This is a genomic window from Saccharothrix lopnurensis (genome assembly GCF_042658445.1).
Classification (GTDB): domain Bacteria; phylum Actinomycetota; class Actinomycetes; order Mycobacteriales; family Pseudonocardiaceae; genus Actinosynnema; species Actinosynnema lopnurensis.
In genome coordinates, this window is the sequence record NZ_JBHSQO010000010.1 from 16,436 (window position 1) to 38,249 (window position 21,814).

At 72.7% G+C, this 21,814-nt stretch carries 17 protein-coding genes; 1 reads left to right on the forward strand and 16 read right to left on the reverse strand.

All coding sequences use genetic code 11. The features are described from left to right. Window positions 1-40 precede the first annotated feature (40 nt). Window positions 41-1,543, forward strand: coding sequence for a B12-binding domain-containing radical SAM protein (locus ACFP3R_RS12110; RefSeq protein WP_380635594.1), 1,503 nt, complete (start codon window positions 41-43; stop codon window positions 1,541-1,543). On the opposite strand, the gene ACFP3R_RS12115 is transcribed toward ACFP3R_RS12110, so the two are convergent. The 16 genes from ACFP3R_RS12115 to ACFP3R_RS12190 all read right to left on the reverse strand — a co-directional run bounded on the left by ACFP3R_RS12115 (window position 1,540) and on the right by ACFP3R_RS12190 (window position 21,771). Beyond that, complete coding sequence (locus ACFP3R_RS12115) at window positions 1,540-2,805, reverse strand: NAD-dependent epimerase/dehydratase family protein (protein WP_380635596.1); 1,266 nt, start codon at window positions 2,803-2,805, stop codon at window positions 1,540-1,542. The genes ACFP3R_RS12110 and ACFP3R_RS12115 overlap by 4 nt on opposite strands. After that, window positions 2,802-3,728, reverse strand: coding sequence for a transketolase family protein (locus ACFP3R_RS12120; protein WP_380635598.1), 927 nt, complete (start codon window positions 3,726-3,728; stop codon window positions 2,802-2,804). The genes ACFP3R_RS12115 and ACFP3R_RS12120 overlap by 4 nt, the downstream gene beginning before the upstream one ends. Next, window positions 3,728-4,651 (reverse strand): transketolase, encoded by a 924-nt coding sequence (locus ACFP3R_RS12125; RefSeq protein WP_380635601.1) that lies wholly within the window; start codon window positions 4,649-4,651, stop codon window positions 3,728-3,730. The genes ACFP3R_RS12120 and ACFP3R_RS12125 overlap by 1 nt, the downstream gene beginning before the upstream one ends. Window positions 4,652-4,817: 166 nt before the next feature. After that, window positions 4,818-5,381, reverse strand: coding sequence for an SRPBCC domain-containing protein (locus ACFP3R_RS12130; protein WP_380635603.1), 564 nt, complete (start codon window positions 5,379-5,381; stop codon window positions 4,818-4,820). 143 nt (window positions 5,382-5,524) lie between these two features. Then, the gene (locus ACFP3R_RS12135; RefSeq protein WP_380635604.1) at window positions 5,525-6,727 is read right to left on the reverse strand and encodes a macrolide family glycosyltransferase; all 1,203 of its coding nucleotides are present in this window, start codon (window positions 6,725-6,727) and stop codon (window positions 5,525-5,527) included. A 132-nt stretch (window positions 6,728-6,859) separates the two neighbouring features. Next, a complete protein-coding gene (locus tag ACFP3R_RS12140) occupies window positions 6,860-7,663 on the reverse strand; it encodes an ABC transporter permease (protein WP_380635606.1) in 804 nt (267 codons plus the stop codon). After that, complete coding sequence (locus ACFP3R_RS12145) at window positions 7,660-8,691, reverse strand: ATP-binding cassette domain-containing protein (protein ID WP_380635608.1); 1,032 nt, start codon at window positions 8,689-8,691, stop codon at window positions 7,660-7,662. Before ACFP3R_RS12145 ends, ACFP3R_RS12140 begins: the two co-directional genes overlap by 4 nt. Window positions 8,692-9,176: 485 nt before the next feature. Beyond that, on the reverse strand, window positions 9,177-9,992 hold the full coding sequence (locus tag ACFP3R_RS12150; protein WP_380635610.1) for a class I SAM-dependent methyltransferase: 816 nt from the start codon (window positions 9,990-9,992) through the stop codon (window positions 9,177-9,179). 80 nt (window positions 9,993-10,072) lie between these two features. Further along, on the reverse strand, window positions 10,073-10,681 hold the full coding sequence (locus ACFP3R_RS12155) for an SRPBCC family protein (protein ID WP_380635612.1): 609 nt from the start codon (window positions 10,679-10,681) through the stop codon (window positions 10,073-10,075). 406 nt (window positions 10,682-11,087) lie between these two features. After that, window positions 11,088-11,738: a winged helix-turn-helix transcriptional regulator gene (locus tag ACFP3R_RS12160; RefSeq protein WP_380635614.1), complete on the reverse strand. Its 651-nt coding sequence runs from the start codon at window positions 11,736-11,738 to the stop codon at window positions 11,088-11,090. 364 nt (window positions 11,739-12,102) lie between these two features. Beyond that, window positions 12,103-12,438, reverse strand: coding sequence for a winged helix-turn-helix transcriptional regulator (locus tag ACFP3R_RS12165; RefSeq protein WP_380635615.1), 336 nt, complete (start codon window positions 12,436-12,438; stop codon window positions 12,103-12,105). Next, window positions 12,411-12,959 carry a hypothetical protein gene (locus ACFP3R_RS12170; protein WP_380635617.1) on the reverse strand — a complete coding sequence of 183 codons (549 nt, stop codon included), beginning with the start codon at window positions 12,957-12,959 and terminating at the stop codon, window positions 12,411-12,413. Before ACFP3R_RS12170 ends, ACFP3R_RS12165 begins: the two co-directional genes overlap by 28 nt. Continuing rightward, the gene (locus tag ACFP3R_RS12175) at window positions 12,956-13,381 is read right to left on the reverse strand and encodes an acyl-CoA thioesterase (protein WP_380635618.1); all 426 of its coding nucleotides are present in this window, start codon (window positions 13,379-13,381) and stop codon (window positions 12,956-12,958) included. Before ACFP3R_RS12175 ends, ACFP3R_RS12170 begins: the two co-directional genes overlap by 4 nt. Window position 13,382: 1 nt before the next feature. Next, window positions 13,383-18,932, reverse strand: a complete 5,550-nt coding sequence (locus ACFP3R_RS12180) for an SDR family NAD(P)-dependent oxidoreductase (RefSeq protein ID WP_380635620.1) — start codon at window positions 18,930-18,932, stop codon at window positions 13,383-13,385. Further along, entirely contained in the window at window positions 18,929-19,894 is a 966-nt protein-coding gene (locus ACFP3R_RS12185; protein WP_380635622.1) for an enediyne biosynthesis protein UnbU, read from the reverse strand. Before ACFP3R_RS12185 ends, ACFP3R_RS12180 begins: the two co-directional genes overlap by 4 nt. Further along, window positions 19,891-21,771, reverse strand: coding sequence for an FG-GAP repeat domain-containing protein (locus tag ACFP3R_RS12190; protein WP_380635624.1), 1,881 nt, complete (start codon window positions 21,769-21,771; stop codon window positions 19,891-19,893). The genes ACFP3R_RS12185 and ACFP3R_RS12190 overlap by 4 nt, the downstream gene beginning before the upstream one ends. Window positions 21,772-21,814 lie beyond the last annotated feature (43 nt).

Here is a 21,814-nt window from a genome sequence, read left to right on the forward strand (position 1 = left end):
GCCGATTGCCTTTCACTTAAGAAAAAGATAGCATTTTATCATGGAGCTCCGAGACGTCAGCGTGCTGCTTCTGTACCCGCCGAACCAGAACTTCCCCGGGACCGTGTGCAAGCCGAACGGCTCACTCGCCTATCCGAACCTGGGCGGGGCGCTGCGGGAGCACGGGGTGCACGTGCGCGTCTTCGACGCCTGCGTGGGCGACGGTCCCGACAACCTCGACGAGATCTTCGCCAAGCCCTCGCCGCTGCCCAGCGGCCTGCTGCGCACCGGCGTCGACGACGCGCGCATCCTGGAGGTCGCGGCGGAGCACGACATCGTCGGCATCACCTCGATCTTCACCGACCAGGAGTCCATGGTCCTGCACTGCGCCCGGCTGATCAAAGCCGCCTACCCGGAGAAGATCCTCGTCTCCGGCGGGGTCAACGCCCGCTCGCGGCTGCCGCAGTTCTTCAACGCCGGCTTCGACGTGGTGTGCCTGTCCGAGGCCGAGCAGACCATCATCGACATCGTCGAGGTCGTGCGGCGCTCGAAGCGACCGAGTTTCGCCGACCTCCACGGGGTCGCGTTTCCCGAGGACGGCCAGATCCGGATCAAGCCGACCCGGTCCCGGGACGTCGTGCAGGACCTGGACCTGCTGCCCATGCCGGCCTGGGACCTGCTGCCCAACCAGCGGTACTGGACCCTCGCCCGGCCGCACTCGGGCATGTTCGAGCCCGGCGCCGAACTGCGCTACGCCACCATGATGACCTCGCTCGGGTGCCCGTTCCACTGCGCGTACTGCCACATCGCCAACGAGGAGGAGGGCAGCCTCAGCGGCCCCATCGGCAGCTTCCGGGTGAAGTCCGACGAGCGGGTGCTGGCCGAGATCGAAACCCTCAAGGGCCTCGGCGTGACCGAGGTGTTCATCGAGGACGACTCGCTGCTGGGGCAGAAGAAGCGCGGCCTGCGGCTGCTCCAGAAGATCCAGGGCGCGGGCGTGACCATCTGCGACCTCAACGGCATCAACATCATCCACCTGCTCAAGCGCTGGAAGCCCGACCACGAGGTGCTCGAAGCCCTGTCCCTGGCGGGCTTCACGCAGATCAACATGCCGTTCGAGACGGGCAACCTGCGCATCATGCGCAAGTACGCGAGCAACAAGCTCAACGTGGAGAAGGCCGACCTGCGCGGGCTGATCATCGCCATGAAGGAGTACGGCTTCCAGCTCTACGGCAACTACATGATGGGCTACCCGGACGAGACGATGGAGGAGATCCAGAACACCATCGACCTCGCCCGCGAGCACGTCTCCTACGGCCTGGACGCGGCGAACTTCTTCATCGTGGTGCCGATGCCCGGTTCGCCGCTGTTCGACATGGCGATCGCCAACGGCCACCTCAGCCCCGATTTCGACCCCGACAAGATGAACATCTACAACGCCACCATGACCAACACGCTGGTGCCCTGGAAGGTCCTGGAGGAAACCCGCGCCCGCGCGTGGGAAGAGGTCAACTCCACCCAGTGGAAGACCGCCAAGAAAGCCTGGGCGGCCACCTCCGCCTAACGCGGCGGCGCCCCGACCTCCCGCGCGTACCTCGCACCCGGTCCGCCTTCCCGCCCGAGCCAGTCGACCAGGGCGCGGAAGCCACCGGCCAGGTCCCGGCGCGGCCGCCAGCCGAGCAGGCGACGGCCGCGCGAGCAGTCCGCCACGCACAGCGCCGCGTCCCACGCCCGCGGCGCCATCGTCGACCAGCCCGGCCGCTCGTCGATCCCGAGCTCGGCGCGCACCAGCTCGACGAGGTCGGCCAGCGAGGTCGGCGTGCCGCTGCCGACGTTGAGGACCGTGCCGCGGTCGAGGTGCGTGGCCGCCGCCGCGCGCGCGAACGCCTCGCAGGCGTCGTCGACGAAGACGAAGTCCCGGACCGTCCGCGGGTCGGTGAGCGGCGGCAGCCGCCGGCCCAGCCCGAACACCGCCAGGGTCGGCATCAGACGCTGCGGGTCCTCCCAGGGCCCGTAGGCCGTGCCGAGGCGCAGCGTGACGATGTGGGCCCCGCGCTCCACCGCCACGGTCCGCGCGTACCGCGTCGCCGCGGCCTTGCTGACGGCGTAGGAGCCGCGCGGCCGCTCCGGGTCGGACTCGCGGGCGGGGCGGTCCCCCGGGCCGTACTCGGCCGTGGAACCGGCCTGGACGAACGCCTCGAACGCGCCCGCGCCGGCCAGGTCGACGAGCCCGCCGGTCGCCTCGGCGTTGGTGGTGAAGATCGTGTCGGCGTCCGTCTGCCACGAGTACGCGCCGTGGGCGGCGAGGTGGAACACCCAGTCGGGCCGCACGGCGTCGAGCACGGCCCGCACCGCCCCGGTGTCGCGCAGGTCGAGCCGGTGCACCGCGAGGTCGGCGAGGACCCCCTCCAGCCGCCACGGGTCGGAGCCGGGCCGCAGGACCGCGTGCACCGCGTGCCCCTCCCGCAGGAGCCGGCGGCAGAGGTTCGCGCCGATGAAACCCCCGGCGCCGGTGACCAGGGCCCGCCGGGGCGAGACGGGCGGGTGGTCGGACGGCGCGGGGCCGGACCGGGGCCGTCCGGGCAACGGCCGGCCGAGCGGGAGGTGGCCGGGCACCGACGGGCCGAGCGGGGGGTGGCCGGGCAACGACGGGCCGGGCGAGGGCAGGCCGGGCGAGGGCAGGCCGAGTGGCGGCAGGTCGGGCCGGGACCGGACCGGCGGGAGCCGGCCGGGCGACAGTTCGGGCGGCGCGTGCCCGGCCGGTGGCCGGCCGGGCGGGGGGCCGGCCGCGGGACCGGCCGGCCGGCCGTCGTCGTGCCCGCTCACCGCCGCGCGGACGCCACCATGGACGTGGCCGCTCCCGCGACCGCGGTCGCGGAGATGCCGAAGTGCTCCTGGAGGAACGCCTGCGACCCCGTGATGCCGCGCGGCAGGTCCTCCACCCCGCAGCGCCGCAGGCGGGTCGACAGGCCGCGCTCCGCGATCACCTCCGCCACCAGCGTGCCCACGCCGCCGTCGACGAAGTGCGGCTCCACGGTGACCGCCAGGGGCACGTCGGCGAGGAAGTCGGCGAGGTCGTCGTGCGGCGACGGGTTGAAGCTCTCGACCACCGCCACCGACGCCTCGACACCCTCCGCGGCCAGCAGGTCGGCCGCGGCCAGCGCGTCGGTGACGCTGGCGCCGAGCGCGACCAGCGCGACGTCTCCCCCGGCGCGCAGCCTGGTCAGCCGGCCGAGCTCGAAGTCCGTGTCCTGGCCGGGGATCGCCGCGCCGCCCTTCGACAGGCGGTAGTAGATCGGCCGCGGCAGCGCGTAGGTCTGCTCGAACGCGGTGCGCGCGTGCGCGGCGTCGGTCGGCACGACGACCGTCAGCCCCCGCTGCATCCGCAGGATGCCGACGTCTTCGAGCCCGTAGTGGGTCGCGCCGTTGTTGCCGTACTCGAACCCACCGCCCACGCCGACGATCCGCACCGGCAGCTGGTGCAGCACCGGGCCGTTGCGGATGAACTCGTACGGCCTCATGGTCGCGAACGTCGCGATCGAGTAGGCGAACGGGATCATCCCGGACTCCGCGAGCCCGGTCGCCAGGCCCACCATGTTCTGCTCGGCGACACCGACGTTGTAGAAGCGGTCCGGGAACCGCTCCGCGAACGGCTCCAGCATGTTGAACCCGAGGTCACCGGTCAGCAGGACGACGCGGGGGTCCCGCTCCGCCAGCTCGGTGAGCGTCTCGACGAACGCGGCTCTCATCATGCCTCCGTCGGGGTGGTGGCGCCGGCACCGCCGGCGGTGGCGGTGACGTCGGCGACCGCGGTCGCGTACTGCTCGTCCGACAGCGGCCAGTAGCGCCAGGCGACGCGGTCCTCCATGAACGAGACGCCGCTGCCCGCGGTGGTGCGCGCGATGATCACGTGCGGGCGCGACGAGGTGCCGTCGACCGAGTCGAGCGCGGCGCGCAGGGCGCCCACGTCGTGGCCGTCGACCTCCTGGGCGGACCAGCCGAACGCCTCCCAGCGCGGGACGAGCGGTTCGAGGTCCAGGACCTGGTTGGTCGGCCCCAGGGCCTGCTGGCCGTTGGCGTCGACGATCGCGACGAGCGAGCCGAGGCCCCGGTGGGCCGCGAACATGGCGGCTTCCCAGACCGAGCCCTCGTTCAGCTCCGCGTCGCTGACCAGGACGAACGTGCGGCGGTCCGAGCCCTGCATCCGGGCCGCGAGGGCGGAGCCGGCGCCGATGGACAGCCCGTGCCCCAGCGAGCCGGTGGAGAAGTCGATGGCGTCGACGACGTGCTCGGGGTGCGCCCCGAGGGGGGTGCCGTTGCCGCAGTAGCTGTCGAGCGCCGCCCGGTCGATGCGCCCGGTCTCGTAGAGCGCCGCGTAGAGCGCGAGCACCGCGTGGCCCTTCGACAGGATGAACCGCTCGCGGTCCGGGCCCTCGCCGCGCAGGACCCCGTCGAACAGCACGGCCACGACGTCCGCGATGGAGAGGGCCGAACCGATGTGCCCGAATCGGGCCCGATGTGATTGCTCCAGGATGTGGAGCCGAATCCGGTGGTGCAGCGGGAACCGCTCGAAGTCCCGCGCCGCGGTCGACGTGCCCTCGGGCGACGCCTTCCCGGGCGGCGGTCCAGCCTGCGCTTCGGCGTCTGGGTGACGAAACGACGTAGTTGACATTTGAGCTGAACTCTCCATTCCCAGGATGTTCACTGTAATGCAACACGATTCGTTCTCGACGCGACCACCACCGTGAGCGACCGCCCCGGCGGGGGTGCGAGAAAGTTCCTCGCACTCCGCCGGGGGGCGGCCGCTGCGCGGCGGATTCGGATTCGGTACCGCCGTTTTATTCGGGGGTGTAGAACCCGAGGGTCTCCTCGGCGGTCTTGTCCACCGCGTCGGCGTCGGCGACCTTGCGGTCCTTGAGCACCTCGGCCCAGGAGCGGACCGACATCTTGGTGAACTCGAGGGCCTCGGGCGACTCGAACCACCACTGCTTGTCCGGCGTCTCGCCGGCCACCTGCTGGCCCAGCGCGATCAGCGCGGGGTCCCAGCCGACGCCGACGGCCAGCACGTGGCCGATGACCTCGTCGCCCTCACCGGGGCCGGAGTGCTCCAGCTCCAGCGTGGTGCGGGAGTCGCCGTCGGCCGTGAGGACCAGCACGATCTCGTTGGCCGGGTGGCCCTCCGCCATCCAGGTCAGGTGCAGCTTGCGCGGCCGGTCGCACTCCACGATGTCGCCGCCGGCGTGGCCCTCCAACTGGAACTTGCCACCGTGCTCCAGGTTCCCGGACACGGGCAGGAACCACCGCTCCAGCCGCTCCGGGGTGGTGATGGCGTCCCACACGTCCTCGGCGGGCGCGTCGTAGGTGCGCCGCAGCACCGCCGCGTAACCGGGACCACCGGCCACGGAACCGGGCCTGACATCACGAGTGGTCTGTGCAATCCAGTCGTTGATGCTCAAGGTTCATCGCCTCTCAACATAGAAACTAGACGGTCTCGCGGCGACAATAGCAGCAGATCATCTTGGCGACAGATCACGTCGTGGTTGTGTCATGGCCGTTGGTTGCTCATTGCGCTGTCGAGCCGCGCGAGTACCGCGTCGGCCGCCCTGGCGGCGCCGCCGGCGCTCTGGATCTGACGCTGCATCTCCTGAACCCTCGCGAGGGTATCCGCGTCGTTGGCGAGTTCCTCCACGGTGTTGTACAGCGTTGTCGCGTCGAACTGTTCCGAGGTGATGTGGCGACCGAGTCCCAGTTCCTGGATGCGCCTCGCCATCGGCTCGACCTCGAACGCGTAGTGCGGAACGGTCACCATCGGCCGTCCCCAGTGGAGCGACTGCATCACGGTGCCCATTCCACCGTGCGTGACGCAGATCCGCGCGTGCTCCAGGACCGCGAAGTGGGACAGGTAGCCGTGGACCTCCACGTTGTCGGGCAGCGGTTCCAGCTCAGCCGGGTCGACGCGGGTGCCCACCGTCATGACCACGCGCCAGGGGGTGTCCGCGAAGGCCCGGATGCAGGTCCGGAACCACTCGGGCTGGTCGTTGAAGCTGGTGCCCAACGAGATCAGCACCACCGGTCGGTCGTCCCGGGGGGTCCACCGGCCGGCGCGGTGGCCCTCCAGCGCCGGTCCGACGAACAGGAAGCGGTCGTCGAACGTCTCCCCGGCGAACTGGAAGGCTTTCGGGATGAAGACCAGGTTGCGGTCCGCGATGCCGTACCAGAACTCCTCCAGCGAGGTGTCCAGGCCGCGGGCCTGGAGCAGTTCGGCCAGCGCCTCCCGGAAACCCTCGAACGTCAGGGGTCCGGGGATGCCCGAGGCGTCCACCATCTCCTGGTAGTACGAGTACTCCTGGTTGGTCGCGAAGCCCGCGCTGAGCCGCACCGCGGGCCGGTTCCACCGGTGCGCCAGCAGCCGCCCGGCGATGAACGGGGCGTCCTCGTAGAGGATCACGTCCGGCGGGGACCCGTCGAAAGCCGCCTCCGCCGCCTCCAGCACCTGGAGGTTCTCCTTGAGGTAGAGCATGTGCGGCAGGGTGGGGTCGCCGGAGGCGAACACCTCCGCCGGGTCCAGGCCCGCGACCGCCGACTCGTAGGTCAGCACCGAGGCCCCGAAGGCCGCCGCGGACTCGGCGAACTCCGCGGTGGTGAGGTGCGTGACCCGGTGGCCCCTACCGGTCAGCTCGCCGACGAGCGAAAGGGTGGGATGCACGTTGCCGGCGTGCGGTCCGGTGAGGAGCAATGCCGTCATCATACTTTTGAATTCTATACTGACAGCACAGCGAGTGCCACTCTCCGGCCACCCTGGACGACGGGTGGCGGGCAGGACGGGGAATCCCCGCCCTGCCCGCCACACCTTCCGCCGACGACGCCGCGCGACGCGCGATCAGCGGTTGGTCGTCTTGCTGTACCGCCGGATCGCCAGCGGCACGAAGACGATCAGGATGCCCACGACCCACAGCAGGCTGTAGGTGACGGGCTCGCGCAGCGGCCACGCGTCGGGGGTCGGCGTGGCCGCGCTGATGTTGCCGAACAGCTCCCGGGACGCCTGCGCGATGGCCGTGACCGGGTTCCACTCCGCGAAGGTCTGGATGACCGGCGGCAGCGGCTCGGTCGGCACGAACGTGCCGGCCAGGAACGTCAGCGGGAAGATGATGACGGCCGTGGCGCTGTTGAAGACCTCGACGCTGGGCACGAGCAGGCCGAAGAAGGCCATCACCCAGGAAAACGCGTAGGCGAACAGCAGCAGGAGCAGCACGCCCGCGACCGCGTCCAGGAACGAGGACCGGATACGCCACCCGACCAGCAGGCCCGCCAGCATCATGACGCCGATGGACAGCGCGTTGTAGACGATGTCGCTGGTCGTCCGGCCCACCAGCACCGCCGAGCGCGAGGCCGGCAGCGACCGGAACCGGTCGATGATGCCCTTCTGCACGTCCTCGGCGATCCCGAGGCCGGTGAAGGTGGCGCCGAAGATGATGGTCTGGGCGAAGATGCCGCCGAGCAGGAACTCGCGGTAGTTGCCGCCCGGGATCTCGATGACGTTGCCGAAGACGAACGCGAACAGCAGGATGAACATGAACGGCGAGATCAGCATCATGACGATGATCTCGGGCATCCGCTTGACCTTCATCAGGTTGCGCTTCGCGATGATGGCGCCGTCGGTGAGGGCCTTGGTCGCTGCGGTCATGACTCGACCTCCTGCTTGGTACGGGCGGCGTTCTTCTTGGTCCCGGCCTTCTTGTCGACCCCGGCGGGGTCCTTGCCGTCGTCGGCGGGAACGGTGCTGTGCCCGGTGAGGGACAGGAAGACGTCGTCGAGGGTGGGACGGCGCAGCGACACGTCGAGCAGCGAGACCTTGGCCTCGCCCAACGACCGCAGTAGGCCCGCCAGCATGTCGGGGCCCCCGGAGCCGGGCGCGGTCAGCCGCCGCGTCTCGCGGTCGACGGTGACCTCGTCCAGACCCGTGCCCCGCAGCGCCTGCTCGGCGGCCTGGAGGTCCTCGTGGCTCTTGACGACGAGTTCCACGCGGTCGCCACCGACCGTCCGCTTGAGCTCGTCCGGCGTGCCGTGGGCGATCTCCTTGCCGTTGTCCACCACCACCACGTCGTCGGCCAGCTGGTCGGCCTCCTCCATGTACTGGGTCGTGAGCAGCACGGTGGAGCCGCGCTCGACCAGCGCGCGGATGGTCTCCCACAACCTGTTGCGGCTGTGGGGGTCCAGCCCCGTGGTGGGCTCGTCGAGGAACAGCACCTTCGGCTGCGCCACGATGGCCGCCGCGAGGTCGAGGCGCCGGCGCATACCGCCGGAGTAGGTCTTGACGGGGCGGTCGCCCGCGTCGGTGAGCGCGAAGTCGTCGATCAGGGTGCGCGCCCGCGCGCGGGAGTCGGCCGCCTTGAGGCCGTACAGCCGGCCGACGATGTAGAGGTTCTCGTAGCCGGTGAGGTAGTCGTCGACGGCCGCGTTCTGCCCCGACAGGCCGATGTGCTGACGCGCCTTGCCCGGGTCCGCGCGGACGTCGATGCCGGCGATCGTCACCTCGCCCTCGTCGGGTTCGAGCAACGTCGTCAGGATGCGGACGGCGGTCGTCTTGCCGGCGCCGTTGGGGCCGAGCAGCCCGAGCACGGTGCCGTCGGGCACCTGGAGGTCGAGGCCGTCGAGCGCGACGACGTCGCCGTAGCGCTTGACGAGCCCGCGCGCGGTGATGGTCGCGTTCATGCTGTGCCCCTGTCGTCGTTGGTGGACGCCGCCAACACTCGCCTCATAGCTTCACCAATCCTTAGCGATCTTTGTTGCTGTACACAGAGAACCGACACTGTTCCCGCGCGCGGCGCGTCGGGGTCCGGACTGCTCATGCCGGTGGCGCCTCCGAACTCCGGCCCCGGTACCGACCGACGGGAACGCATCCGATCAGGTGGCGGGTCGTCGGTGTGCGAGTCGATGTGCGAGTCGATGTCGAGCGGCGCGCCCGAGTCGTCGGGGCGCCGGGCCGGCGATCCGCGCCGACCCCGGCCGCGAGCGCCCGTCCCGGGGCCCGGACCGGTGTGCGGCATGTCGTCTCCCGCGTTCGGCGTTGGATCATCGGCCAGCTCATACAATCATTTGTGAAGTGATGTGGACCAGGGTTTCGGTCGGGCGGTTCGGCGGTTCCACCGCGTCGGCGGGACATTTCGCCATCGGCCCGGCCGGTGGACCGGGGTGGTTCAGTCCGGCCTTCGGCAGATCAGCTGCCAGAACCGCGCGATATCGCGGTAGGGGGCGCGGGAACACAGGGCCAGTTCGAGCTCCGTGGTCTGCCGCAGCCACTCCGGATCGCGTTTCAGCTCGTCGTCGGTGACGAGGTCGATCACCGTGCGGAGCCCGAAGCGGTCCGTCACGACCGCGCCGGCGTCCCGCACCGCGGCCTCGACGCTCGCCCTTTCCAACCGGTGCATGGGTTCACCGATGGTGACCGAACGGCGGGTCGGCGCTTCGAGCATCTCCAGTCCCTGCCGGGGATCGCCGTCGCGGATCGCGGCGGCCAGGACGTCCATCGCGGGATTCGGCGCGATGAGCGACAGCGCGCCGCCGGGCCGCGTGACGGCGACGAGCCGGCCGACCAGTTCCGCCGGGTCGTCCCGGTAGTGCAGCACGTTGTGGCACAGCACGAGGTCCCAGCCGGTGGCGTCGGCGGGGAGCGGGAGCGGTCGGGGGTCGCCGACGTCCCGGTGCTCGACCCGCAGCCGGTCGCCGTCGGCGCCGGCCCTCTCCGCCGCCGCGACGGCCTCGGCCAGCAGGACCGGGGAGAAGTCGAGGACCGTCACCCGGTGGCCCGCCACGAGCAGCGGCAGCGAGTCGACGCCGTTGGCGCCGCCCACGTCGAGCACGTTGAGGGACCGACCGGGCACCTCCGGCAGCGCGGCGAGGACGTGCCGGACCAGGGCGTAGTACACGCGCGCCCAGGGCGTCTGCTGCCAGGCGAGCCAGTCGTCGGCCGCGCGGTCGAACGCCACGCCGAGGCCGGGGGAGGAATCGCTCATGATGATGCCTTACGCACCGGTGTCGGGCGGTGGCCCGGCGAGGACCGGGCCACCGCCCGGCAGGTCTGACGGACGGCGGCTCAGGACTTCGATCCCTGCTTGAGCAGCTTGACGTAGGCCGCCTCGATGACCTGCGACCAGGCCATCCCGGCGTCCCGGCTCAGGTCGGCGTCCTCCTCGGTCGGCTCGTACCACTCCAGGGAGGGCTTGTTGGGCAGCTCGCCCGCGAGGTACTTGCCGAGGTACTTCAGCGGCGCCTCCCAGCCGGCGCCGACCCCGTAGTCACCGGTCTTGGGGTCGCTGGAGACGAGCACGTCCCGCACCGAGGCGTGTTCCAGCTCCAGCTGGGTGCCGCCCTCGACCTCCTTGAGCCGGATCTCGACCTCGTCGGGGATCGAGCCCTCGTAGGACCAGGTCACGCGGAGCAGGTTCGGCGCGTCGCACTTGAGGATCTCGCCGTCGGCGTTCATCTCGATCGAGAAGGAGCCGCCCTCGCGGAGGTCGCCGCTCACCGGCAGGAAGTACCGGGTGATGCGGTCCGGGTCGGTGATGGCGGACCAGACCTCGTCGATCGGAGCCGAGTAGACGCGACGCATGATCGCGGAGTGGGCCTCACCCGCGCCGATCGTGCGCTGCCCGAGCTCCCTTTCGGTCTCGTCGACCGGGTGCTTGGTCTTGCTGTCACTCATGTCCTTGTCTCTCCATCCGGGTCGCACCGGTGCCGTCACACCGGGCGTGGGGCGGACAATATCAGAGTGAACCTATATAAGGCCACACTAAATCTCTGCGGCTGATTTCGCTGCACCAGCGTATAGCCAAGTTCCCCGGCCTCCCCACGCGACCCGCGCGGCGGGAACCGGGTTTCACCGCATGTCGTGGTTTCCGGGGGATACCCCGTGCGTGTGCGGGGGAAGCACTTCCGCGTCTCCGCACAGCGCGTGACTAGCTACCACATACTTACGCCAAACGAGTGACGAGTGCGGCTTAATCGCGAGGGTCTTCGTCACGGTGCGGAGCCGTGACGAAGACGCAGACGGGCCGCGGCGGGTGGTGAGCCGCCGCCGAACGGGAGGGCGCCGAACGGGGGGCGGGCGGTCAGGCCAGCCCGAGCAACCTCGTGATGCGCTGGGCCGCCTCGGGTGTGCCGGTCATCCTCACCGCGCCGGTGGCGACCGCGTGGTACGGGGACATCATCCTCGCGCCGATGCGGATGAACGTGTCGGTGTCGCACTCCAGCGTCAGGTCGGGGGCGCGGACCCGTCCCCGGCCGAAGGTGACCCGGCCGTCGCGCACGGCGATGGTGAACACCTGGTCGGCCACGCGGAACTCGTAGACCTCCGACAGGCCCGGCACCGCCTCCTGGCACACCATCGCCTGCACCGCCAGGAAACCCCACGTCGCGCGGCTGGCGCCCGCGCTGTCCTCCTCGCTGAGGAACTGGAGGCCCCAGCGGGCCAGCGACAGCACCGGCCGGCGCAGCTGCTCCCCCACCTCGGTGAGGGCGTACTGGCGGGCCCGGCCGTCGCCCGGCACCGGCTGCTGGGCCACGATGACGAGGTCGGCCAGCGCGCGCAGGCGCTCGGTCAGCAGGTTGGGGCCCATGCCGGGCAGGTTGTCGAGCAGCTCGGTGAACCGGGCGGGGCCGATGAGCAGCTCGCGCACCACCAGCAGCGTCCAGCGCTCGCCGATGACGTTGAGGGCCCCGGCGAGCCCGCAGAACTGGCCGTAGTCACGCTTCGACGACACCGCGACCCACCCCGCTTCCCCGGGGGGTGGCGGTCGACGGCGGGGAACCACCCGGCCGTCCTCGCTCCGACCGGCGCGTCCGGGGGCGCCCCAGAAGGGCGGCCAACCCCACAAAGGCGGCCAACCCCGGAACAGCGGCCAACCCCGGAACAGCGGCCAACCGGGGGACGGCGCGGTCCGGTTCGTCGGTCGTGGGTGGCATGGTCCCCTCCCGGGCGTGCGGGCCGTCGGCGGACCAGCGGTCGAACCGGGTTCCCCGTCGCGGTCCCGGACCGCCGCCCGACCCCGGTCCGGCGACGGCACGTACCGGACCGGGGTCGAGCACAGCGGGAAATTACGTGTTCTTGTACTCATCGGCGGTGGGTCAGCGCATCGAGTTCGTCCGTCCCCAGTGCGCCAGGGCCAGCAGCGGCCCGTGCAGCCGGTGGCCCAGCGGCGTCAGCCGGTACTCCTCGCCCCGCTCCACCACGCCGTTGGCGCACAGCGCGTCGAGCAGGGGCGCGAGCAGGTCGCGGTCGAGCCCCGGCAGGCCCTCCAGCAGCTGGTCCTCGGTGGCGGGCGCGACCAGCAGCTCCCGCACCACCAGCATCGACCACATGTCGCCGACCACGTCCAGGCCGGCCTCCAGCGGGCAGGGACGACGGTTCTCCTGGTCCTCGGGCGGCACGTCGATCACACCTTCGCCGGCGCGCAGCGGCACGGCGCCGCGGCCAGTTCCTCGTCCGACGGCTTGCCGTGCTTGATCATCGCGACCACCATCGGGATGAACACGATCGCGTTGTAGAACAGGTGCAGCTCCACCCGCGGCAGGGCGAGCTGGAGCAGGCTGGTCGGCACGGGCCGGCTCGCGATGTTCGTGCCCACGAGCGCCTGGAGCAGCAGGAGCAGGTGCTCGAAGTGGTGCCAGACCTGGATGAGCAGCGCGGCGGTCCACCAGGTGCGCGCCTTGCCCACGAACCCGGGTCGGAGCAGGATCAGGCCGACCATCATGACCAGGGCGTACCCGTAGTGCATCCACTCGGAGTGCACCAGCCACGGGAACGGCAGGCCGAGGACGCCGCGCGCCTCGGACGTGGGCATCCCCAGGACGTAGATCTGCACGGCCTGCGCCAGGTGTTCGGCCCAGTGGGCGACCACCACCACCATGAACACCTGGAGAGCGACGCGGTGCCGATCCGTGTTGAGGGTCCGCACCACCGGGAGCGCCATCGGGTGGGTCATACCGCCGCCTTCGCTTCGAACTGGGCCAGGGCCAGGGACAACTCGTCTGGGACCCGGACGGGGACCACCCCGTTCGCGGTCCTGCGCAGGCAGGACACGACCTGCCCGCCGCGGGCGACCATGCGGCCGTCCCGCCGGAACTCGTAGCTCATCTCCACCTGGTTGCCGCGCACGCGGCGCAGCGTCATCGCCACCTCGACCTCGTCGAGGGCGAAGCACTCGGCGAAGTACTCCATCTCGCACGACACGGTGGCCAGGGCCAGGTCCCCGCTCCGCACGTCGGCGAGCACGCCGGGGGCGTGGTCGGCGAGGAAGGCTTCCCGGCAGTGGCCCTGCCAGTGCAGGTAGTGCGCGAAGTAGACGTTGCCGACGACATTGGTCTCGTCGAACGTCACTCGGTGCCGCAACAGGTATTCGCGCACGTCATCCCACCTCCACTGCGATCGCGACAACGGGTTCGCCGATCCCGGCCACGGCGGGTCGGGCGACCACCACGGCGGCGCTCGCGGCGCACAGCACCAGCAGGCCGTCGTCGGTGACCTCGGCGATCTCCAGCGGCGAGCGCCGGTCGAGACCGGCGCGGGCCAGGGCGGCGCGCGCGGCGGTGATCCGCCCGGCCGCCACCTCCAGGGGTTCGTCGAGCTTGGCCGCGACGGACGCCGCGCGGTCGCCGTCGGACTCCTCGAACGGTTCGGGCGCGGTGCCCGTGCCCCAGGCGACGCCGACCTGGTGGTCGGCGCGGACGAACAGGGCGTGGTCGTGGCCGTCGGCGAGGACGGGCTCGCCGCCGCCGTCCCAGCCGTCCGCCCCGGCGATCACGAGTTCGACGCGCTGCGCGACGTCGAGTTCGATGAGGCGGCGGCTGAGCATGGGCCCGACCAGGGAGGCGGGCATGGCCTCCGCCCAGCGGGCGGGACCCACGGCGCGCAGCCGCAGGGCGTCCCACCGGGCGACGCGCGCACCGCCCGCGTCCAGCACGTCCACGTCGAACACGTAGTCGTCGGCGGTGTGCGCGCGTTCCACCGCGTGCACGCGCAGCACCCCGCGCGGCGCCTTCCACGCGGTGAACCGGTCCGCTCCGACGGGCAGGGCCCGGCGGTGCGGGACGCACGCGAGCAGCACGTGCAGGGCCGCGTCGAACGCGCCCGGGTCGCCCAGCAGCAGCCGCTGGTGGTGGAAGTGGGAGAACCACGGCGCGTCGGGCTCGGCGCGCACCCGGGCCCGGACCTCGAACGCGGACAGCCGCTCGTAGCCCAGCAGCCGGCGGAACCGGCCCCGGTGGAACAGCAGCGGCCCGTAGAACGGGTGCGGGCCGGTCTCGGCGGGCACGACGTCGTCCGGCGGGCCGGCGGGCCCCGGTTCCGGCGCCTCCCGCACCACGGCGGTGAAGCGGTCGGCGGCGTGGCCGTCGGTGTCGTCGCGCAGGGCGACCCGGACGGCGTCCGCGCCGTCGTCGAGCGCCAGCACCCGCACCACCCGCGCGCCGCGCTCGGGCACGGTGACCGGGCTGCGCAGGTCGAGGTCGGAGAACTCCCAACCCCGGTGCTCCCCCGCCACCGCGTCCGCGGCCTGGGCCATGGCCTCCAGCCCGACCACGGCGGGCAGCACGGGCACACCCTCGACGCGGTGCTCGTCGAGGTAGGGGTCGTGGCCCAGGGACAGCTCCGCGTCCAGCACGGCCTCCACCCCGGCGAAGCGCACGCGCGGGTCCTCGACGAAGCGCAGCGGTTCGGGCGCCTCGCCCTCGACGCGCAGCGTGGGCCCCTCCGGGAAGCGGCCGGTGACCAGCAGCGTCACCGGCGCGCCGCGGTCGGTGAGCGCGGCGAGCATGGCGGGCGGGCCGTCCGCCGCGGTGATCGGCGCGATGCCGGCGGCCGCGAGGCCCTCCACCACGCCCATCCGCTCCCCCATGCCGAGGCCGTCCCACAGCGACCACTCCAGCAGGTGGTGGCGGCGCTGCGGGAAGCGCTCGGCGGCGCGTTCCAGCTCGGCGCGCAGCCAGTCGTTGGCCACGCAGTACTCGGCCTGGCCGGGCAGCCCGCCGCGGCCGATGATCGAGCCGAAGCCGACCACGAGCCGCAGGTCCGGTGCGGCGTCGAGCAGCAGCCGCAGGCCGGTGACCTTGGGCGCGAGGGTCTCGCGGAGGGTGTCGGCGGACACCGCGCCCAGCAGGCGGGGCTGGTTGACCCCGGCGCCGTGCAGCAGACCGCGCACCGGCCCGATCCCGGCGGCGGCCGCCACGGCGGAGGCCACCTGGTCGGGGTCGGTGATGTCGGCCCGCACGTAGTGCGCGGGAACGCGGGAGGCCAGGGCGCGCAGCGCGTCGGCGACCCGCGGCGTGTCGGGCGCGGACCGGCCCAGCACCACCAGGGTGCACCCGGTGCGGTGGGCCAGCGCCACGCCGCACTCGGTGGTGATGCCGTCGACGCCGCCGGTGACCAGGCAGACGTCGCCGGGTCCCAGGGGCAGCTCGCCGCCCGGCTCGGGTCGGCGCGCGCGGGTGGTCACGCGCTCGGCGCGGCCGTCGGGCCGGACGCGCAGCTCGCGGTAGCCGCCGGCGGCGACCAGGCCCGGGTCCAGCGCGTCGTCGTGCACGTGGACCACGGTGACCGCGCACCCGTCCAGCTCCACGGCGGCGCTGCGCCCCACGCCCGCGGCGGCCGGGTGGCCCCGGTGGGCGACGAGCAGGCGGCGCGGCCGGTGCCCGGCGACCAGCGCGAGCACGCGGGCGACCTCCTCGGGCCGCTCGTCGGCCAGCCACACGGCGAGGTTGCGCTCGCCGGTGGCGCCCGGGAGCCCGGCCGCGGAGTGCAGCCAGTGCCCGGCCGGCGCGTCGACGGTCCAGCTGCCGCCGGCGGGCGCGGCGGTGGGCTCGAACGGCGCCCAGTCGTGCTCGAACGTCCGCACCCAGGGCGCCAGGCCCGCGGGCGGCCGGTCGGACTCCGCCTCGGCGACGGGCCGGGCGGCCAGCAGTTCGGCCACGTCGGCGACGGTGGTGTCCACGTTGGACAGGGCGCTGTCCGGGGGCCGCCTGCCGACGGAGTCGGCGATGGCCCCGATGACCTGGACCACCTGCAACGAGTTCAGGTGCAGGTCGCCCAGCAGCGTGCTGTCCGGCTTGATGTTGGCCGCCGGCAGCTCCAGCACGCGGCTGAGCCGGTCGCGCACGAGGGTCAGCAGGTCGGTGTCGTCCGCGGCCGGGAGCGGCTCGGGCACGCCCGTCGCGGCGGGGACCACCGCGGCGGGCGCGGGCCGGGCGTCCTCGGGCCGGTGCGCGCCCAGACCGGGCAGGTCGGTCTCGCACGGGTTGGCCAGCAGGTCGATCCGGGTGTCCAGGCCCAGCGGCCGGTGCGCGCGGCCCGCGAACCACGCGCCGAGGTCGCCCGCCGAGCACGCGGCGAGCACGGCGGTGGCCAGGGCGTGCCGGCCGGGGTGGCAGGTGTCGAGGGACACGGCGGTGGCCCCCGCGGCGCGCGCCAGGTCGGTCAGCGTGGTGCCGGGGCCGGCCTCGACGAGCAGGTCGCAGCGCCCGGTGAGGCGGCGCAGCGCCTCGGTGAACAGCACCGGCCGGACGACCTGCCCGGCGAGCAGGTCCACCAGGTCGGCGTCCGAGGTCAGCGGGCGGCCGGTGACGGTGGAGAACACCGGCCGGTCCGGCGGCGCGAACGCGATCCCGGCCAGTTCGGCGCGCAGCGGCTCGACGACGTCGCGCATGGCCGAGCTGTGGAAGGCGTGGGACACGGGCAGTGAGGTCGCCCTGATCCCGCGCTCGCGGGCCCGCGCCACCAGCTGCCCGACCTGGTCGGCCGGTCCGCCGACGGTGGTCTGGGCCGGGCCGTTGAACCCGGTGAGCTCCACCCCCAGGCCCTCGGCGAGCTCGCGGGCGGTGTCCTCGTCCGCGGCGACGCCCGCCATGGCCGTGCCGGGCGCGCCGTGGTCGGCCATCACCCGGCCCCGGGCCACGGCGAGGGCCTGCGCGGTGTCGGGGTCCAGCGCGCCCGCCCACGCCAGGGCGGTGATCTCGCCCAGGCTGTGGCCGACCGCGCCGACGGGCCGGCAGCCGGACGCGGTGAGCCAGGCCAGCGCGGCCAGCGAGTGGCGGACCACGGCGGGCTGGGCGATCGCGGTGTCGTTCGCGTCGTCGGTGACGGTGACGCCCGCCGCCGGCAGGTCCAGCCCGTCGGCCCCGGCGTCGAGCCCGCCGCGGACTGGCGCGGCCTGGCCGGGCAGCAGCAGGCCGACGCGGCGCGGCGGGCCGGCGGCCAGGACCACGCCCGAGGTCTCGTCCACGCGCAGTTCGCCGTCCCACCCGTCCAGCCGGGCGCGGGCCGCGGTCGCGGCCTCGCGCAGCCGGTCGGGGGTGTCGGCGACCAGGGCGCAGCGGACCGCGCCGGTGCCGCGCCGCTCGGCGTGCAGGGTGGCGGCGAGGTCGTGCAGTTCGGCGTCGCTCAGCGAGGGGGCGAGAGCGGTCAGCGCGTCGAGCCGGTCGCCCAGCGCGGCGGTGTCCGGGGCGTCGAGCAGCACGATGTCGTGCCGGGGCGCGGGGCGGCCCAGCGCCGTGACGTGCGCGGGCAGCGCGGTGGCCGGCCGCGCGGGTCGGCCGCGCAGCACCACGTGGGCGTTGATGCCGCCGAACCCCATGGAGGACACCGACGCCCACGGCGTCGTCGCCCACCAGGGCTCCGCCTCGCCGAGCAGGCGCAGCGGTGCGGAGGGGTCGCGCAGCAGGTCGTGCGGCTCCTCGACGCCGGTCGTGGGCGGCAGCACGCGGTGGTGCACCGCCAGCGTGGCCTTGATCAGCCCCGCCACGCCCGCCGCGGCCTTGGTGTGCCCGATGTTGGCCTTGACCGAGCCGAGGGCGGCGCGGTGGGCGCCGCGGCCGCGGACCTCGCACAGCGCGGTCAGCTCCACCTCGTCGCCGACCCGGGTGCCGGTGCCGTGGCCCTCGACGAGCTCCACGGCGTGCGGGTCGATGCCGGCCATCCGGTAGGCGCGGCCCATGGCCAGCGCCTGGCCCTGGGATCGGGGCCGGGTGAGGCCGCCGGAGCCGTCGGAGGAGGTGCCCCAGCCCTCCAGCACGGCGTAGGTGCGCACGCCCTCGCGCTCGGCGTCCTCGGCGCGCATCAGCGCCACCACGCCGCAGCCCTCGCCCGGCAGGAAGCCGGTGGGGTTGCGGTCGAAGACGCGCATCTCGTCGACCGCGAGCGCGCCGGTGCGGGCGAAGCCGACCAGCTCGAACGGGTCGAGGCTGAGGTCCACGCCGCCGGCGAGCGCGAAGTCCAGCTCGCCGCCGAGCAGGGCGCGGCCGGCCGTCATGACCGACAGCAGGCTCGACGCGCACGCCCCGTCCACGGTGAAGCCGGTGCCGTGGAAGTCGAAGTGGTTGCACACGCGGCCCGCGATGGTGTTGGACAGGGCGCCCGCCAGCGACTCGTCGCCGGGCACCGGGAACGGCTCGCGCACCAGGTCGCCGAGCAGCGCCAGGGTGTGCCGGGCCCGCTCGGGGTCCACGCCCGCGCCGTCGAGCGCCGCCGCCGCGGCGCGCCGCATGAACGGCCAGCGCAGCCGCAGCTGCGCCGCACGGGAGAACTCGCCGGTCATGGTGTTGCCCAGCAGCACGCCCACCCGGTCGCGGTCCAGGCCGCGGCCGTCGGGGAACCCCGCGTCGACCAGGGCGTCGGCCGCGGTCTCCAGCGCGAGCCAGTGCGCGTGGTCGACCACCCGGTGCAGCGTGCCGGGCACGCCGAAGCGCGCCCGGTCGAACTGCCAGCCCCGCAGCAGGCCCGCGTGGGTGGAGTAGGTCCGGTCGGGGTCGTCGGCCGGGCCCAGGTAGGCGCTGGAGAGGCGCTGTTCGGGCAGCCTGCGGAACCCGCGCCGGCGACCCAGGACCGTCTCCCAGAGACGGGCCGGGGAGTCCGCGTCGGGGTAGCGGCAGGCCAGGCCGACCACCGCGACGCCACCGGGACCGCTCATGACGCGCCCACCACCGGCTCCGGTCGCTTGAACCGCGGCGCCAGCAGCAGCACGAACCCGCGCAGGACGCAGGTGATCACCAGGGCGAAGAACAGGCCGAAGGTGATCCCGGACAGGACCAGGGCGGAGTAGATGGCCGCGGCGGTCACGCCGAAGATCACCTGGTTGCGCGGCCTGCTCGGGCTGCTGCCCGGGTCGGTGATCATGTAGTTGGTGAACAGGATGAACGCCAGCCCGGTCATCGGCACCAGCGCGCCGAGCAGGGAGTGGTCGAGCAGCAGCCAGCGCAGCACGGCCTGGAGCGCGAACGCGCCGAGCCAGCCGAGGATCAGCGGCATCTTGCCGGTGAGCTTGGCGTTGAGCATGGAGCCGAACATCAGGATGCCCAGCGGCAGCAGCCAGTCCAGCGTGTTCACGGTGAAGTTGGTGAAGTGGTACGGCGGCGCGATGCTCACCCAGGGGAACAGCACCAGGACGACGGCGATGCCGGTGTTCGACGGGTTGAGCACGTGGTGCAGCTTGCCGTTCACGCGCAGCCGGACCACGTACTTGGCGCCGTTGCCGACCGCGATCGCGAACATGTACGGCCACAGGGACGTGTTGCCCCACAGCAGCATGCCGCACGCCAGGCCGGTGATGTGCGCGGGCAGCAGGAAGATCACCATCGACTTGAAGCCGCCGGCGAAGGCCGGTTCGCGCTTCTGGGCCCAGGCGTCGACCCACTCGAACAGCAGCGCCGTGGCGTAGCTGGTGAGCGCGGCGACGATCGGGGTGATCGGCGCCTGCTCGAAGCCCAGGAAGGCGTGGCCCAGGATGTTGAAGATCGTGATGGTGGTGGCGAAGCGCGCCAGTGCGCGGACCCGCTTGACCTGCGGTGACAGGCCGGGCTTCGCCTCGGGGGCGGAGCCCTGCGCCGGGGGCGCGGCGATCTGGTCGAGGTCGCGAGAGGCCGTGGTCGTCATCGCACTTCCGCCGTTCCGTCGCTCTTGAGCAGGATGGTCCCGTGGCCGGGGCGCACCTGCACGACCGCCTCGTGCAGGCCCGCGGCGTCGCGCCAGGTGATCGTGGCGGGCACCTCGTCACCGCCGGGCAGGGCGAGGTGCACCTGGGGCGCGGAAACGCCGGTGTGGCCGTTGGCCGGGTAGAACTGGGTGCGCTGCGGCCGGTCGGGGTGGTGCAGCCGCACCTGGGCGCCGATCGCGTCGGTCACCGCGTCGCCGGACCCCGCGGGCGCGGGCCGCACCAGCCGCAGGTCGGCGGCGGGTCCCGCCGGCGCGGTGTTGTGCAGCAGGACGGAGTCCTCCCACTGGTTGGCCACCACCGCGTCGAGCTTGTTGTCGCCGTCGACGTCGCCGTAGGCCAGGGCCCGGGTGTTGTCGCCGGTCGCGATGCCGGTGTGCTCGGCGAGGTCGGAGTAGCGGCCGTCGGGACCGCGGACCCAGAACCGGTTCGGCTCGTGGCCGGACAGGTCGTCGTCCGGGCCGAAGTTCGGCCAGAACGCCGGGTGGCGCAGCAGGTCGTCGTTGCCCATGGCGAGTTCCTGGAGCAGCGGCCACCGGTTGGTCTTGCCCTTGAGGAAGCCGTTGGCCTGCATGATCTCGTCCACGCCGTCGTTGTCGAAGTCGCCGCTGCGCACGTCCCAGCACCAGCCGGCGCGGGCGATGCCCAGTTCCTCGCTGCGCTCGTCGTAGGGGAACTCGCCGTTGGCGAAGTCCTGCGGCGTGCCCTGCGGGATGAAGGCGAAGTTGCTCTCGTGCAGGGCGAAGGGCGTGGTGATGTTGCTGACGATCAGCGAGGGCAGCGCCGCGTCGCCGTCGTAGGTGAAGGTCAGGCCCATCCCCTTGAACGAGTCGCGGCCCATGATGGTGGACTTCGGGCTGGTCCAGTCGCGCTTGCCGCGCACCTCGCTGAACTTCACGTTGCCCGGGGTGGACTCGTTGAGCATCAGCTGGTCGGGGCCGAAGTCGTTGGCCTGGTACAGCTCGGGGCGGCCGTCGCCGGAGAGGTCCTGGAGGCCGGTGGCCAGCGTCCAGGAGGTCGACGCCATCCGGGAGAGCGCGTAGCTCGCGTCGGTGTAGGCGGGCAGCTCGTCCGGGCGGCCGGTGGGCTTGCCCAGCAGCAGGCGGTTGACGCCGGCGTTGCGGGCCAGGCCCATCGAGTCCTGCATCTGCATCCGGCTCTCGGTGTTCGCGTCGGGGTCGAGCACCCGCGCGCCGTCCGGGAAGTAGTTGCCGATGAACAGGTCCAGGTTGCCGTCGCCGTCGATGTCGCCGACGTTGAGGGTGCTGGAGTTCCACACCGCCATCGGCGTGATCAGCTCGACGGCGCGGTAGCCGTCGGCGGTCGGCGCGCCGACGCCGGCGGTGTTGAGGAAGACCACGGGTGAGCGGCCCCAGTAGTGCACGACGTGGTCGACGTCGCCGTCCGCGTCCACGTCGTGCGGGACGCAGCCCATGGGCGCCATCGTGTGGTCGTAGGGCAGGCCGTCGGCGGCGGGGGTGAGCAGCACCGGCTCGTACCCGTCGGGGTCGGACGCGCGCACCGGGCGCAGCGTGACCGAGTCGTCCCGGGGGTCCACCAGGCACAGGTCGCCGGCCCGGCCCTGCTCACGCAGGTCGGACAGCGCGGCGGCGGCGCCGACGGAGGAGATCCAGCCCCGGATGGCGTGCAGGTCGGGCGCGACGACGCGTTCGGTGCGCGCGCCCGGTGCCATCGGGTTCAGCGGTTCGGCGGTGAAGCCGTAGTTGGACGCCAGCGCGTTCGCCTCGGCTTCGCTCAGCCCGGGGCGAACCACCAGGAGGCCGAGCGCGGCGCAGAGGGCGAGGACGACGCCGATCACCAGAAACTGTCGTGCGTTGATGCGCATGTAAATCGCACTCTCC

Excerpts from the sequence above, each read along its gene's own strand:
- ACFP3R_RS12110 (WP_380635594.1), top strand. The coding sequence starts at position 41 with ATGGAGCTCCGAGACGTCAGCGTGCTGCTTCTGTACCCGCCGAACCAG.
- ACFP3R_RS12120 (WP_380635598.1), bottom strand. The coding sequence starts at position 3,728 with ATGAGAGCCGCGTTCGTCGAGACGCTCACCGAGCTGGCGGAGCGGGAC.
- ACFP3R_RS12125 (WP_380635601.1), bottom strand. The coding sequence starts at position 4,651 with ATGTCAACTACGTCGTTTCGTCACCCAGACGCCGAAGCGCAGGCTGGA.
- ACFP3R_RS12135 (WP_380635604.1), bottom strand. The coding sequence starts at position 6,727 with ATGATGACGGCATTGCTCCTCACCGGACCGCACGCCGGCAACGTGCAT.
- ACFP3R_RS12140 (WP_380635606.1), bottom strand. The coding sequence starts at position 7,663 with ATGACCGCAGCGACCAAGGCCCTCACCGACGGCGCCATCATCGCGAAG.
- ACFP3R_RS12145 (WP_380635608.1), bottom strand. The coding sequence starts at position 8,691 with ATGAACGCGACCATCACCGCGCGCGGGCTCGTCAAGCGCTACGGCGAC.
- ACFP3R_RS12150 (WP_380635610.1), bottom strand. The coding sequence starts at position 9,992 with ATGAGCGATTCCTCCCCCGGCCTCGGCGTGGCGTTCGACCGCGCGGCC.
- ACFP3R_RS12155 (WP_380635612.1), bottom strand. The coding sequence starts at position 10,681 with ATGAGTGACAGCAAGACCAAGCACCCGGTCGACGAGACCGAAAGGGAG.
- ACFP3R_RS12170 (WP_380635617.1), bottom strand. The coding sequence starts at position 12,959 with ATGACCCACCCGATGGCGCTCCCGGTGGTGCGGACCCTCAACACGGAT.
- ACFP3R_RS12180 (WP_380635620.1), bottom strand. The coding sequence starts at position 18,932 with ATGAGCGGTCCCGGTGGCGTCGCGGTGGTCGGCCTGGCCTGCCGCTAC.
- ACFP3R_RS12185 (WP_380635622.1), bottom strand. The coding sequence starts at position 19,894 with ATGACGACCACGGCCTCTCGCGACCTCGACCAGATCGCCGCGCCCCCG.